The organism is Streptacidiphilus sp. EB103A (assembly GCF_041261405.1).
Lineage (GTDB): Bacteria > Actinomycetota > Actinomycetes > Streptomycetales > Streptomycetaceae > Streptacidiphilus.
Genome location: NZ_JBGCAQ010000010.1, coordinates 37,411 through 51,451, shown reverse-complemented (window position 1 = coordinate 51,451; position 14,041 = coordinate 37,411). Strand labels below are relative to the sequence as shown.

The following is a 14,041-nucleotide window of genomic DNA, read 5'->3' as shown; positions in this document are numbered from 1 at the left end:
CGGGCCTCCGTCGTGTGCGGCTCTGTGCTACTGCCCCTTCAGCTCCTCGTAGCCGAGCAGGCTGCTGTCCTTCAGGAACTGCCAGCAGCGGTCGGCCTCCTCGGTCTCCTTGATCGAGTCGGCGGCCCGGGCCAGCGCCGCCAGGCAGCGCAGGAAGCCCCGATTGGCCCGGTGCTCCCACGGCACCGGCCCGTGGCCCTTCCAGCCGCTGCGGCGCAGGGCGTCGAGGCCCCGGTGGTAGCCGGTGCGGGCGTAGGCGTACGACTCGACGACATGACCGGCCGCGAAAGCGTCGTCGGCGAGCATGGCCCAGGCCAGCGAGAAGGTCGGGAACTCCGCCGCCACCTGCGCGGGCGAGGCGGACTCCTCCGCCAGCATGCGGTAGGGCTGCTCGTCCTCGGTCAGCAGCGTCGGCTCCGGTCCGTCCAGCAGATTCTTGTGGATGCTCATGCCCTGCAGTCTGCCACCAGGCTGTCAATGTCCCGTAAGTCCGGCCTGTCGAGCGGAACCGGGGCGCCAGAGGCCTGCGTTTTCCCCGCCGTACGCCCGGCCGCCAAGGCCCTCGCCCGCTTCGGCGTCACCACCCGGTCCGGCGACCAACTGCACCTGGGCGCGGAGAGTCAAGGGAGTTGAGGGGCAGTCAGGCGGCTGGCGTCAGGCGGCAGGCGGCACTGTCAGCCGCCAGGCGGCAGGTTCGGCCGTCCAGGTGCGGTGCTGGACCGGGCCGCCTGGGGCGTCGTCCGCCAGATAAGTGAAGCTCGTGGCGGGACCGCCGCTCACCGTGATCCGCCGGACCCGGACCCGCAACGGTCCGCCGGGCCCCGACGAGGGGCTCAGCAGAACCTCCATCAGGCCGTCGTCGGGCGCGGCGACCAGGTACACCGGGTGGTCCAGGTCGGCCAGCATCTGTCCGTCCGCCTCGACGAGCAGGGCCTGTCCGGGGTCGCCGCGGAGCGGGCGCACCTGCGCGGCAACACTGCGGGCGGCTCGGCCGAGCTGGAGGCCCAGACCGAGGCAGAGGGACGGAATGAGACCGCCTCGCCCAGCCGCAGCTTTGTTCGCCCTGAGCGAACGCGGCTCGGAAGCGGAGGCGCTCGATGCGGGCGCGCTCGCGGGCCTGCCGCCGGAGGTGTCCCCGGAGTCCTTGGGGCCGTCCGGGTGGAGCCGCTCCGCCGCTGTTCCGGGCGCGGATCCGGGATGGTTGCGGCCGGGGATCCGCAGCCCGCCGAGGACCACTCCGCCGCTCTCGTCCACGAGCAGACCCAGGGTGCGTTCGGCGCCGCCGACGACCGTCCTGGCGGCATCCACGGGGCGCGCGGCCACCCCCAGTGACCTGGTCAAGGTCACTTTTTCGCCATTTCCGATCGAGATGATCCCGAGGGGGCTCGACGCCAGTTCCGCACGCTGGTGCAACACCTGCACCACCTGGTGCACCGCACGGTCATCACCTATCACAACAAGTCGTTTCCCGCCCCTGCGCGAAAGGGCCTGTTCCAGCTCGGCCAGGCTCCCCGGAACCACCAGCTTCACCGCGAAGGCTGCCCCGAGAACGTCCCTGGCCACCCTGACCGATTCCGCGTCCAGGGCCAGGGCGGCGGGGGAGACCACCACCAGGAGCGCCTCTCCCGCCGATCGCACAGCCGACACCGCTCTCCTTCCTCGGGTAATCTCTCGGTGTAAGAGCCCCTTGCGCTGTTGCGCCAGGGGCTTGGTCTATCCGGGGCCAGAACGGCGGCCTTCCGCCGTCTGTTTTGCCCCGCCCGAAAGGGGTGTACGCCTGTGCCCGCACTCGTGCTGGTCGGCGCTCAGTGGGGCGACGAGGGCAAGGGGAAGGCCACCGACCTCCTCGGTGGCTCGGTCGACTACGTAGTCCGCTTCCAGGGCGGCAACAACGCCGGTCACACGGTGGTCGTAGGCGATCAGAAGTACGCACTGCACCTGCTTCCCTCGGGCATTCTCAGCCCGACATGCACGCCGGTGATCGGCAACGGCGTGGTCATCGACCCGGCCGTGCTCTTCTCCGAGCTGGTGGGTCTGCAGGAACGCGGCGTGGACACCTCCAAGCTCCTGGTCTCCGGCAACGCGCACCTGATCACCCCGTACCACCGGACCCTGGACAAGGTCTCCGAGCGGTTCCTGGGCAAGCGCAAGATCGGCACCACCGGTCGCGGCATCGGCCCGACCTACGCCGACAAGATCAACCGGGTCGGCATCCGGGTCCAGGACCTGTTCGACGAGAGCATCCTGCTCCAGAAGGTCGAAGCCGCGCTGCACGACAAGAACCAGATCCTGGTCAAGCTCTACAACCGCCGCGCGGTGCCGGTCGACCTGGTCGTCGAGGAGTACCTCGGCTACGCCGAGAAGCTGCGCCCGTTCGTCGCGGACACCGTCCTGGTCCTGAACAAGGCGCTGGAGGAGAACAAGGTCGTGCTGATGGAGGGCGGCCAGGGCACCCTCCTGGACGTGGACCACGGCACTTACCCCTTCGTCACCTCGTCGAACCCGACCGCCGGCGGCGCCTGCACCGGCTCCGGCATCGGCCCGACGAAGATCGACCGGGTCATCGGCATCCTCAAGGCCTACACGACCCGCGTCGGCTCGGGCCCGTTCCCGACCGAACTGCTGGACGCCGACGGCGACGCGCTGCGCCGCATCGGCGGCGAGCGCGGCGTCACCACCGGCCGCGACCGCCGCTGCGGCTGGTTCGACGCCCCGATCGCCCGCTACGCGACCCGCGTCAACGGCCTGACGGACTTCTTCCTCACCAAGCTGGACGTGCTCACCGGCTGGGAGCAGATCCCGGTCTGCGTGGCCTACGAGATCGACGGCCGGCGGGTGGACGAACTCCCCTACTCGCAGACCGACTTCCACCACGCGAAGCCGATCTACGAGAACCTGCCGGGCTGGTCCGAGGACATCACCAAGGCCCAGACCTTCGAGGACCTCCCGAAGAACGCCCAGGCGTACGTGAAGGCCCTGGAGGACATGTCCGGCGCCCCGATCTCCGCCATCGGCGTGGGCCCGGGCCGTACGGAGACGATTCAGGTTCGGTCGTTCCTGTCGTAGTCGGTGCGGTGGTTCTGTTGGTGACCCCGTTCGCCCTTGCCGTGGGTGGGCGGGGTCGTCGACTGTCTGTGGTCGGGGGAGGCGGGGCGACGTCGCCCCGCCCCGCGCCCCCGCCGCACGCTCCGCGCCGGACCCGGGCCGCCCCCGGCCCCTGTCGCGCATGGGGTATCCCCTGCACGAAGTGCTTGGGGAGGGAGCCGCTTCTGTCCGGGCGCGAGCCCGGGAATCGGCGCGCAACACGCCTCACCACACGCTGCCGTTGCAACCGTGGAGCGCCACCCCCGCCCACCGCCAAACACTCCGCACCAGAGCGCTCCCACTCCCCGCCCCAGTTGCCGGCGCGAAGCGCCTTCCTTCCGGGCGGAGCCCGGGAGACGGCGGGCAACTCGCTCTACCCAACGCTGCCGTTGCAACCGTGGGGCGCGTTCGCGCTGCGGTGTCGGCCCGCCTCCCCCGCTCCCGGACAAGTTTGAACTAGTGCATAATGTGATTGCGCTTAGTTCAAACATTGCCTACTGTCTGACCATGCCTGCGAAGACACCCGCGTCCACGACGCTCACCGGAACCCATGTCCGCCTTGAGCCACTGTCCCGCGATCATCTGCCTGAGCTGTTCCTGGCCGGGGGACGGGACGAGGAGGTGTGGCGCTGGCTTACGGTCACTCCGCCGGAGAGCGAGGGGGAGTTGGGGGAGTTGCTCGAAGAGCGGCTCGCGGAGGTGGAGGCGGGTGTGGCTGTCGCGTTTGCTGTGATCGATCTGTCGACCGGGAAGCCGGTCGGGTGGACGACGTTTCTCGACATCGTTCCCTTCGACGAGCGGCTGGAGATCGGCTGGACCTGGTACGCCCGCTCGGTCTGGCGTACCGCGGTGAACACCGAGTCCAAGCTGCTGCTGCTCACCCATGCCTTCGAGGACCTCGGCATGGGCCGGGTCCAGTGGAAGACCGACCACCTGAACACCCGCTCGCAGAACGCCATCGCCCGTCTCGGCGCGCAGCGCGAAGGTGTGCTGCGGCGGCACCGGTTGCGCGCGGACGGGTCCTGGCGCGACAGCGTCTACTTCTCGATGCTGGTGGACGAGTGGCCCGAGGCCAAGGCCCGTCTTGCGAACCGACTCCTGGAGGGCTGACGCCATGTCGGATCTGACGATCACCCCGGTCCTGGCCGCGGACCTGCCGCGCTGGCGGGAGCTGTTCGAGGGCTACTGCGCGTTCTACTCGGTGGAGTTGACCGAGGCCGACTACGACCGGGTCTGGGCCTGGATCCATGATCCCGAGCGGGAGACGCGTTGTCTGGTCGCCCGGGACGCGGACGGCGTGCCGGTGGGGCTGGCGCACTTTCGGGCCTATGACTCGCCGCTGCGCGGGACCAGCGGTTTCCTCGACGACCTGTTCGTGGACCCGGCCCGCCGGGGCAGCGGTGCGGCGGACGCGCTGCTCGCCGCGCTGACGCGGGTCGCGGCGGAAGAGGGGTGGTCGACCGTCCGCTGGAACACCGCCGAGAACAACTACCGGGCGCGGGCCGTCTACGACCGGCATGCGGCCAGGACCGTCTTCCTGACCTACAGCATGGACGCTGCGGCCTCCTGACCCCGGTTGACAGCCTGTAGCGCTGCCTCGCCATCGGCGAACAGGCTGTCGCTGCCGGGGCGGCGGCCTGCTCCGTAGGCTGCGGCCATGAGCATCTCTGTCGACTCCGCAGCGGGGCAGGCCGTCAAGGCTGCCGACCGCGCCCACGTCTTCCACTCGTGGTCCGCGCAGGCCCTGATCGACCCCCTCGCCGTCGCCGGCGCCGCGGGCTCGTACTTCTGGGACTACGAGGGCAACCGCTTCCTCGACTTCTCCTCGCAGCTGGTGAACACCAACATCGGCCACCAGCACCCCAAGGTGGTCGCGGCGATCCAGGAGCAGGCCGGCAAGCTCTGCACCTTCGCCCCGGCCTTCGCCCTGGACGTGCGCAGCGAGGCGGCCCGGCTGATCGCCGAGCGTACCCCGGGCGACCTCGACAAGATCTTCTTCACCAACGGCGGCGCCGAGGCCAACGAGAACGCGATCCGGATGGCGCGGCTGCACACCGGTCGGCAGAAGGTGCTCTCCACCTACCGCTCGTACCACGGCGCCACCGCCAACGCGATCGCCCTGACCGGCGACCCGCGCCGGTGGGCCAACGAGACCGGGGTGTCCGGTGTCGTGCACTTCTGGGGCCCCTACGCCTACCGCTCCAACTTCCACGCCGAGAACGAGGCGCAGGAGTGCGAGCGCGCGCTGCAGCACCTGGAGGAGACCATCGCCTTCGAGGGCCCGCAGACCGTCGCCGCGATCATCCTGGAGACCGTGGTCGGCACGGCGGGGATCCTGGTCCCCCCGGCCGGGTACCTGGCCGGCGTCCGCGAGATCTGCGACCGCTACGGGATCGTCTTCATCCTGGACGAGGTGATGGCCGGCTTCGGCCGTACCGGCGCGTGGTTCGCCGCCGACCACTGGGGGGTCACCCCGGACCTGCTGACCTTCGCCAAGGGCGTCAACTCCGGCTATGTCCCGCTGGGCGGCGTCGCCATCAGCGGCGCCATCGCGGAGACCTTCGCCGAGCGTCCGTTCCCCGGCGGGCTGACCTACTCGGGTCACCCGCTGGCCTGCGCCTCGGCCGTGGCGACGATCAACGCCATGGCGGAGGAGGGCATCGTCGAGCACGCCAGGCACCTCGGCGAGACGGTGATCGGGCCCGGCCTGCGTGAGTTGGCGACGCGTCACCCGGTCATCGGCGAGGTCCGCGGCCTGGGTGTGTTCTGGGCGCTGGAGCTGGTCAGGGACCGGGCCACGCGCGAGCCGCTGACCCCCTACAACGCGGCGGGCGCCGCTGCCGCGCCGATGGCCGAGCTGGCCGCGGCCTGCAAGCAGCGCGGCCTGTGGCCGTTCGTCAACATGAACCGGCTGCATGTCGTCCCGCCGTGCAACAGCAGCGAGGCGGAGGTCAAGGAGGGCCTGGCCATCCTGGACGAGGTGCTCACCATCGCGGATGCGCACACGGTCTGAGCTGGGGTTACTTTCAGGCGATCTTTACTGTTTCGACATAAGGTCTAGACCATTTTGGCCCCGAATTCCGATGCTTCCCCGGGTTCGGGGCCTTACCCTTGGGAGGCCCGAACCACTGAAGCCACCCGAGGAGGGGTCGTGCCGTCCGACCTGCCGTCCTCGGGACCGCGGGCCTCACAGGCCGCACAGGCCTTGGCGGCTTCGCCGTCCCCGCTCCGGCGCAGCAGTCTGCGCGAGCAGGTCGCGGGCGCCCTGCGCGACGAGATGATGGCAGGCCGGCTCCCGGCCGGATCGCATTTCACCGTCAAGGAGATCGCCGAGCTGTACGGGGTGTCCGCCACCCCGGTCAGGGAGGCGCTGCTCGACCTCACCGCCCAGGGCCTGCTGTGGACCGAGCACCACCGCGGCTTCACCGTCCCCCGGCTCGGCTGGGACGACTTCGTCGACATCGTCGAGGCCAGGACCCTGGTCTCGGACGGGATGTTCCGCCGCCTCGCGGTCCATCTCAAGGCGATCGACTGGGAGCGGCTGCCCTCGCTGCAGCGCCGCGCCGACGCCGCCTACCGTGCGGCCCGGGCCGGGCACCTGGACGTGCTGGTCGGCTGCGACCTGCGGTTCTGGGGGGAGTTCGCCGGCCTGGTCGCCAACGCCAGGCTCACCGGGTACCTGGACTGGCTCAGGGTGCAGTACTGGATCTTCGCAGCGCCCTATCTGCGCGGCCGTCCCGACATAGCCGACTACTGCTGGTCCGGGCACCGGGAACTGATGGAGCATCTGGTCGCCAAGGACCGCGACACGGTGCACCGGATGCTGATCGACTACAACCGCGAGTCGCTCCGGCAGATGGCCGCTCTCTGCGGTGAGAGCGCCGAGGGCACCCTCATCGGCTATGCCGACATCCTGCCGATTCCCGCTCGGCGCGACTCCCTGTGAGGCTTCGCCGCAGAGCGTTAGGGTGGCTGCGATGAGAGCACTACGTCCAACCGTCGTCGCAACCGGCGCGTACGCGCCCAGGAGTGCCCGTGGCCTGTGACATCTGGCTCGTCCCGCTCGTCGACGTACTCGTCCACAGCCCCGAGAACCCGTTCGCCGAGGACCTGGCGATCTACAACGCCTCGCTCGGCGCGCACGGCCTGCCGGCGGTGCCGGTCTTCCAGTACATGCCGGGTCTCAGCGGCGACGTCGAACCCGTCGCCGCCTTCGACTACGAGTCGCTGCACTTCCTCCGCCGCGCGTATCTGCTGCAGCTCACCAACCTGCCGGTCACACCCGTGGACGAGCTCGGTGGGGACTACGAGCAGCTGCTGGAGATGTTCGAGGACACCGCCGAGCGGTCGCACCTGGTCTGGCACTTCGACCATGCCGGGGCGTACGTCCCGATCGACTTCGAGACCCCCATCGTGGACGACGCGCTGCTCGCCACCGGCGGGCCGCTGGGCTCGCTGCACGGGCTGCTGCGGGAGCTGGAGGCGGTGGCCTCCTGGATCGGCATCGACCACCAGGCCCCGCCGGTCCCGGTCAGGCCGGTGGCGCCGACCACGCTGGAGGGCCCGGCGCACCCGCCGCCCGGCAACGACGGCCCCTTCTCCCGCGAGCGCCATGCCTGGACCGGCCTGCACGCGGCGGCGGTCCGCGCGCTGGGACAGGGCTCCATGGTCGTCTTCGCCTGAGCGCGGGAAAGCCGAGGGGGCGCCCAGTGGGCGCCCCCTCAGCTCGCGTCGTACCTACGTTTCCCCTACCGCAGCGGGGGCTCCGGCGGGCGTTGCCGAGGCATCGTCGGCCGGCCGCTTCCGAGCGTGGGCAGCACCCGGACCTGGGCGCCGATGCCCTCGGTGCGGCCGCCCCAGTTGCCCGCGGCCTGGGTCGGCAGCTGCGTCATCGAAGCGCGGAACTCCAGCATCCACTCCGAGGTCTCCATCCGGACCATGTCCGAGACGTCCTCGCAGAACCGGCGCAGCACGCCGAGGCAGCGCTCGGCGGCCTCGCTCGCGGTGCCCTCGGTCGGGCCGAGCACCTCGCGCACGCACTCCGAGGCCCAGTCGAACTGGAACGCCTCCAGCCGCCGCTGCAGCGCCTGCCCGGTGCTGACGTCCCGCATCCAGCCGCTGGTCAGGCCGAAGGCCCGGTCTGCGCCCAGGCAGGCACCGGCGAGCAGCAGCAGTACATAGCCCCAGTCGGCCGCGCCGTGCCAGACGCCGGTCAGGTGCACCAGCGGCAGCACCGCCCCGCCCACGCCCGCGAGCGCGGCAAGATACCGCAGCGTACGGGCGCCGCGGCGCTTCCAGCGGCGGTCCCGCTGGTACCAGTCGATCGCCTCGACGGCACGCTCCTCCGACCAGCGGTAGAGCTCTTCCAGACGTTCGGCGGGCTCGCCCCAGTCGCCCAGCGGGAACTGCCTGGTACTGAGATCACGACCGCCGGACGCCTCCGGCTGCGGGGGTGCAGCGGTCACCGGTTCCTCCATCCCGGGGTCGGTGCCCCAGGGACTCTCTTCGGGCTGCATTTCGGGCTGGCTCACCGTGGGAACTCCCTGTCCTTCGGCCCATCGGGTCCGATCGTCCCAGGTGCCACTGACACAAGCACTGCCCTCAGCCCTCCTGGTTCCAAGCACCACTTCTTACCGCCAAATGGCTGACCATGTGACCGTTCCGCTCGGATTCGGCTGTAAAACCGTCACCGGAACCCTCACAGAAACCCCAGACAGAAACCCGGACGGGCGGCTGCGGCGGGTATCCGCGATTCTCACCCTTACGGGTGGGTGGCCCGCAGGAGCGTACCTGACCCGGAGGCTCCCGCCTGTTGCGTCCGTCACGCTGCCGCCTGCCCTCCGGTCGCGCTGCAGTTCGCCCCGCGGGTCGCCCCGCCGGTCACCACGTGGACCGGCGGACCGGCTCTCGCCCGGCACCGACTAGGCTCAGCCCCGTGAAGGTCCTTGTCATTGGCGGCGGTGCCCGCGAACACGCCCTGTGCCGTGCCCTCTCCCTCGACCCCGAGGTCGGCGAGCTGCACTGCGCCCCCGGCAACGCCGGGATCGCCCGGGTCGCCCGGACCCACCCGGTCGACCAGCTCGACGGTGCCGCCGTGGCGGACCTCGCGGTCTCCCTCGGCGCCGAGTTCGTCATCGTCGGCCCGGAGGCGCCGCTGGTCGCCGGGGTGGCGGACGCGGTGCGCGAGCGCGGCATCCCGGTCTTCGGGCCCAGCGGCGAGGCCGCCAGGCTGGAGGGCTCCAAGGCCTTCGCCAAGGACGTGATGGCCGCCGCCAACGTCCCCACCGCCCGCTCCTACCTCTGCACCACCCCGGCCGAGGCGGCCCATGCGCTGGACGCCTTCGGCGCGCCGTACGTGGTGAAGGACGACGGCCTGGCCGCCGGCAAGGGCGTGGTCGTCACCTCCGACCTGCAGGCCGCCCTGGAGCACGCGGCCGGCTGCGACCGCGTCGTCATCGAGGAGTTCCTGGACGGCCCCGAGGTCTCGCTGTTCGCCGTCACCGACGGCACCACCGTGGTCCCGCTGCAGCCCGCCCAGGACTTCAAGCGCGCCTACGACGGCGACGAGGGCCCCAACACCGGCGGCATGGGCGCATACTCCCCGCTGCCCTGGGCCGCCCCCGGGCTGGTCGAGGAGGTCATGGCGACCGTCCTGCAGCCGACCGTGGACGAGCTCCGCCGCCGCGGCGCCCCCTTCTCCGGGCTGCTCTACGCCGGTCTGGCGATCACCTCGCGCGGGGTGCGGGTGATCGAGTTCAACGCCCGCTTCGGCGACCCGGAGACCCAGGTCGTGCTGGCCCGGCTGAAGACCCCCCTCAACGGCCTGCTGTACGCCGCGGCCACCGGGCGCCTGGCCGACTTCCCGGACCTGCGCTGGCGCGACGGCGCGGCGGTGACCGTCGTCATCGCCGCCGAGGGCTACCCGGAGAACCCCCGCAGCGGTGACCCGATCACCGGTCTCGACGCCGCCGAGGCCCCCGACGGCACCGCCTACGTCCTGCACGCCGGCACCGCCACCGGCGCGGACGGCGGGACCGTCAGCGCCGGCGGCCGGGTCCTCTCCGTCACCGCCACCGGCAAGGACATCCCCCAGGCCAGGACCCGTGCGTACGAGGCCGCCGCCCGGATCGGGCTGAAGGGCTCGCACCACCGCGGTGACATCGCCGCCGGCATCTGAGCCAGGATCTGCGCAATCGACAAGTATCCGTCGCCCGCCGCCACTCGCAGGGCGCAATGCCGCTCCGCTGAAGCCGGCCGCTCCCTGCCCGGGGCAACAAGCCCAAGGACCCAGCCCATCGGGTGACGGGAACCCCATCCGGCTGACGTCCGTCGCCCCCCGGCCTTATGGTGCCCCGAAGGTACCGCAGACCGCTGCGTCCTCGTCCGCGTCCTGATGCCGGTGCCGGGTACTCCGGGCGTCGAGGGGGGAGGCTGCGGTTCAGAGGGAATCACTTATCCGAGTGGTTCCGAACCGTTCCTGGAACACCGTGCCCGGGTCGCTCGTCGTCAATAGTCGACGGGGGACGACAGAACCGGGTCCGGTGGATCCGCGGCAGAGCAGGCAGGGGGTGACTGATCCATGGCCGGTGTGGAAGCGGCGCGCGGTCGCGCCCAGGCGGTGCTTCGGGTGCGCGGCGCCGCGCTCGCGGTGGCCGCGCTGCCGGCCGCTGCCGCCGCGGTGCTGATCGCGGGCGGTGTCACCGGCCGCCTCGGCGCCGCCGGATCCGCCGACGCGGCCGGCTGGGACGTCGCCCGCTGGACCGTCTCCGCCGTGGCCGCCGTGGTGCTGCTCGGCGCGCTGGCGTTCGCCGTGGTGCTGCGCCGGGTCAGGCCGCCGCTGGTCCCGGCCGTCCCGCTGAGTACGACCGAGGCCCCGGAGCTCTACCGGCTGGTCCGCGACCTCGCCGAGCGGATGGACGTGCCGGCCCCGGCCCGGATCGCGCTCACCCCGGACTGCGACAGCTGGCTGGAGGACCCCTCCCCCGCCGCCGCCCCCGCTCCGCCCGCACCCGCACCCGCCGGCGGCGACGCCCTCGGCCGGGAGGCCGCGGCCCTGCCCGCGCCCACCCTGGTCATCGGCTCCCCGTTCATGTGGTGGATGCGCGTCGCCGAGCTGCGCGCCCTGCTGGCGCCGGTGGTGGCCGGCACCGCCTGCTCGGCCGACCCCGACATCGCCGCGGCCCGCCGGTTCGTCCGGGCCCTGGACGCCGCCCTCGGCCTCGCCGCCGACCGGACCACCGCCCCGCCCTGGCAGCGTCCCGCGCCGGCCCTGCTGGGCCGGATCGCCGCCCTGCTCCTGCGCCGCTGCCGGGGCCACGCCGCCGAGATGGAGCGCGCCGTCGCCGGCTGGGCCTCCGAGCAGGCCAGGCAGGTGGACTACGGGCTGCGGATCGCCGCCCAGGAGCAGGTCGGACTGGCCTACGCGGGCTGGGACCGGCTGCTCACCCGGGTCGCGCTGCCGGCCTGGCAGATAGGCCGCTGGCCGGGCCGTCTGGACGCGGGTGTGGTCTCCGCGCTGACCGAGCTGTCCCGGCGCGACCGGCTCGCCGACGGCTTCGAGACCCGGCTCGGCGAGCGCCCGGCCTGCGACCTGCTGGAGGAACCGGGCCGGATCGACGAGGCGGTGTCGCTGCTGGCCGCCAGGCTGTTCCACGGCGGCCCGCAGGCCGCCGCCCCGGAGAGCTGGAGCGCGGCCCAGCCCTCCGCCGCCGCGGCCCACTGGTCCCCGGTCGACTGGCAGGACTATCCGCAGGCCGTGGTCGAGCGGGTGTGGCGCTCGCACGCCGACGACCTGCTGGCGGTCGCCGGCCTGCTCCACGTTCCCGGGGAGCGACCCCCGGTACCCCAGCGAAACCCGCTCGTGGCCGGCGCCGAGGGTGCCCCCACGGCCCGCGACATCAGCGAGCTGCTGGTCCGGCTGCGCGACGACGGCGCCGCCGACGCCCTGGCCGGGGCTCTCACCAGCCGCAGGCTCCGGGCCGCCGCCGCCGATCCCGCGCGGCAGCCCGCACTGCAGCTGCAGCCGCCGCGGACCGGCCGGGACCTGCTCGGGGAACACCTCAGCGCGCTGGTCTGCTGCGTCGCCGTCGGCAGCGGCGCCGCGGAGGCCGGTCTCGACTGGCTGGACGGCCCGGTGCTGCTGGTCGACGGCGCCCGCAGGACGGACCTGGCCGCCCCGGTCGCGCTGGCCGTGGAGCACGGCGACGGCGAACCGCTGTGGGCCTGGCTCACCGGGATCGGGGTCCGGGTCGAGAAGCCCGTGAGACTGCCCTGACAAGTCGTCAGCACGTACGATGAGTACACACGGGGTGATCTGACGAACGCTTTTGGTGACATATCGTCATCTCGTCACCTCGCCACCGCAACCAGGGGAGGGGCGCGTGGGTGCGGAGCAGAGCCGTCGCTGGGAGTCGGGGGCGCTCGCGCACGGGGCCACCGATCCCTTCGGCCAGGGCCCGCTGCCCTGGCTGCGAGGCGCGGACCAGTACTTCGACGACACCGGCCTGCAGGTCCCCTGGTACGTCGACCTGGGCCAGGCCGAGGGCCAGCTGCCGCGGTCCCGCCGCCCGCCCGGTGCCGAACCCCGCCCGGCCCTGGGGCGACCGCGCCCCTCGGACGACGTCGGCGGCCAGCTCAAGGGCTTCGCCGCGGCCGCCGCCGACCCGGGCGGCTCGTTGGACCTGCGGGTCAGCGTCAGCACCGCCCGTGAGTTCACCGTCGACGTCTACCGGATCGGGCACTACGGCGGCGCCGGAGCGCGGCACTTCGCCGCCAGTCCGCGGATCTCCGGGCTGGTCCAGCCCGCTCCGATGGTCGCCGGCCGCACCGTCTCCTGCCACCACTGGTGGATGTCCTGGCGGCTGCAGATCCCCGCGCACTGGAGCCCCGGCGCGTACGTCGCCGTGCTCACCACCGCCGACCACAGCCACCGCAGCCACATCCCCTTCACGGTCCGCGCCAACAAGGCCGCGGACCTGCTGCTGCTGCTCCCCGACGTCACCTGGCAGGCCTACAACCTCTACCCCGAGGACGGCAGGACCGGCGCCAGCCTCTACCACGCCTGGAACGAGAAGGGCGAGCTGCTCGGCGAGGAGGAGGCCGCCACCACGGTGTCCTTCGACCGCCCCTACGCGGGCGCGGGGCTGCCGCTGCACATCGGCCACGCCTACGACTTCATCCGCTGGGCCGAGCGCTACGGCTACGACCTGGCCTACGCCAACGCTACCGACCTGCACGCCGGGCGGATCGACCCGGGCCGCTACCGGGGGCTGATCTTCCCCGGCCACGACGAGTACTGGTCGGCGCCGATGCGGCGGTCGGTGGAGGACGCCAGGGACGGCGGCACCTCGCTGGTCTTCCTCAGCGCCAACACCATGTACTGGAAGGTCGAGCTCGACCCCGGCATGAACGGCGAACCGGACCGGCTGCTGACCTGCCGCAAGCGCCGCCGTCCGGTGGACGCGTCGGCCGGGGCGGCCCCGTCGGTGCTCTGGCGCGACCTGGGCGCACCGGAGCAGCTGCTGCTGGGCATCCAGTACTGCGGCCGGGTCCCGGAACCCGCGCCCATGGTGGTCCGCAACACCGACCACTGGGTCTGGGAGGGGACCGGGCTGCGGGACGAGGACCGGCTGCCCGGGCTGGTCGCGGGGGAGTCCGACCACTACTTCCCCCGGGTGCCGCTGCCCTCGCACACCGAGCGCACCCTGCTGGCGCACTCCCCGTACCGGGACGCAAGAGGGGCGCTGCAGCACCAGGAGACCTCGCTGTACCGGGCCCCGGGCGGCGCCTACGTCTTCGCCAGCGGCACCTTCGCCTGGTCCCCGGCGCTGGACCGGCCCGGCCACACCGACGAACGGGTCCAGCGCGCCACGGCGAACCTGCTGGACCGCATCTGCAAGGTCCACTGAATCTGCATAAGGTCCGCCGACGCCGTCCGAACGGCCGGGAAGGGCCTTGT

At 72.2% G+C, this 14,041-nt stretch carries 12 protein-coding genes; 9 read left to right on the top strand and 3 right to left on the bottom strand.

Annotated features, from left to right (window positions below; genetic code table 11):
* Positions 1-27: 27 nt before the first annotated feature.
* Both ABH941_RS17800 and ABH941_RS17795 read right to left on the bottom strand, forming a co-directional pair.
* Positions 28-450 (bottom strand): DUF3151 domain-containing protein, encoded by a 423-nt coding sequence (locus ABH941_RS17800; protein WP_370130267.1) that lies wholly within the window; start codon positions 448-450, stop codon positions 28-30.
* 204 nt (positions 451-654) lie between these two features.
* Positions 655-1,647 (bottom strand): diacylglycerol kinase family protein, encoded by a 993-nt coding sequence (locus tag ABH941_RS17795; RefSeq protein ID WP_370130266.1) that lies wholly within the window; start codon positions 1,645-1,647, stop codon positions 655-657.
* 132 nt (positions 1,648-1,779) lie between these two features.
* Here ABH941_RS17795 and ABH941_RS17790 point away from each other — a divergent pair, with 132 nt between their 5' ends.
* The 6 genes from ABH941_RS17790 (at position 1,780) to ABH941_RS17765 (ending at position 7,767) form a co-directional block, all read left to right on the top strand.
* The gene (locus ABH941_RS17790) at positions 1,780-3,066 is read left to right on the top strand and encodes an adenylosuccinate synthase (protein WP_370130265.1); all 1,287 of its coding nucleotides are present in this window, start codon (positions 1,780-1,782) and stop codon (positions 3,064-3,066) included.
* 525 nt (positions 3,067-3,591) lie between these two features.
* Positions 3,592-4,194: a GNAT family N-acetyltransferase gene (locus ABH941_RS17785; RefSeq protein ID WP_370130264.1), complete on the top strand. Its 603-nt coding sequence runs from the start codon at positions 3,592-3,594 to the stop codon at positions 4,192-4,194.
* A 4-nt stretch (positions 4,195-4,198) separates the two neighbouring features.
* Complete coding sequence (locus ABH941_RS17780; RefSeq protein ID WP_370130263.1) at positions 4,199-4,654, top strand: N-acetyltransferase family protein; 456 nt, start codon at positions 4,199-4,201, stop codon at positions 4,652-4,654.
* A gap of 87 nt (positions 4,655-4,741) precedes the next feature.
* Complete coding sequence (locus ABH941_RS17775; RefSeq protein ID WP_370130262.1) at positions 4,742-6,097, top strand: aspartate aminotransferase family protein; 1,356 nt, start codon at positions 4,742-4,744, stop codon at positions 6,095-6,097.
* A gap of 138 nt (positions 6,098-6,235) precedes the next feature.
* A complete protein-coding gene (locus ABH941_RS17770; RefSeq protein ID WP_370130261.1) occupies positions 6,236-7,030 on the top strand; it encodes a GntR family transcriptional regulator in 795 nt (264 codons plus the stop codon).
* A gap of 89 nt (positions 7,031-7,119) precedes the next feature.
* Positions 7,120-7,767 carry a hypothetical protein gene (locus tag ABH941_RS17765; protein ID WP_370130260.1) on the top strand — a complete coding sequence of 216 codons (648 nt, stop codon included), beginning with the start codon at positions 7,120-7,122 and terminating at the stop codon, positions 7,765-7,767.
* A 65-nt stretch (positions 7,768-7,832) separates the two neighbouring features.
* On the opposite strand, the gene ABH941_RS17760 is transcribed toward ABH941_RS17765, so the two are convergent.
* Positions 7,833-8,615: an SLATT domain-containing protein gene (locus ABH941_RS17760; RefSeq protein ID WP_370130259.1), complete on the bottom strand. Its 783-nt coding sequence runs from the start codon at positions 8,613-8,615 to the stop codon at positions 7,833-7,835.
* Positions 8,616-9,019: 404 nt separating this feature from the next.
* Between ABH941_RS17760 and purD the strand changes: the two genes are divergently transcribed.
* The 3 genes from purD to ABH941_RS17745 all read left to right on the top strand — a co-directional run bounded on the left by purD (position 9,020) and on the right by ABH941_RS17745 (position 13,991).
* Entirely contained in the window at positions 9,020-10,261 is a 1,242-nt protein-coding gene (gene purD, locus ABH941_RS17755; protein ID WP_370130258.1) for a phosphoribosylamine--glycine ligase, read from the top strand.
* 402 nt (positions 10,262-10,663) lie between these two features.
* Positions 10,664-12,358, top strand: coding sequence for a hypothetical protein (locus ABH941_RS17750; RefSeq protein ID WP_370130257.1), 1,695 nt, complete (start codon positions 10,664-10,666; stop codon positions 12,356-12,358).
* Between the two features lie 106 nt (positions 12,359-12,464).
* Positions 12,465-13,991, top strand: coding sequence for a N,N-dimethylformamidase beta subunit family domain-containing protein (locus ABH941_RS17745; RefSeq protein ID WP_370130256.1), 1,527 nt, complete (start codon positions 12,465-12,467; stop codon positions 13,989-13,991).
* The last annotated feature ends 50 nt before the right edge of the window (positions 13,992-14,041 follow it).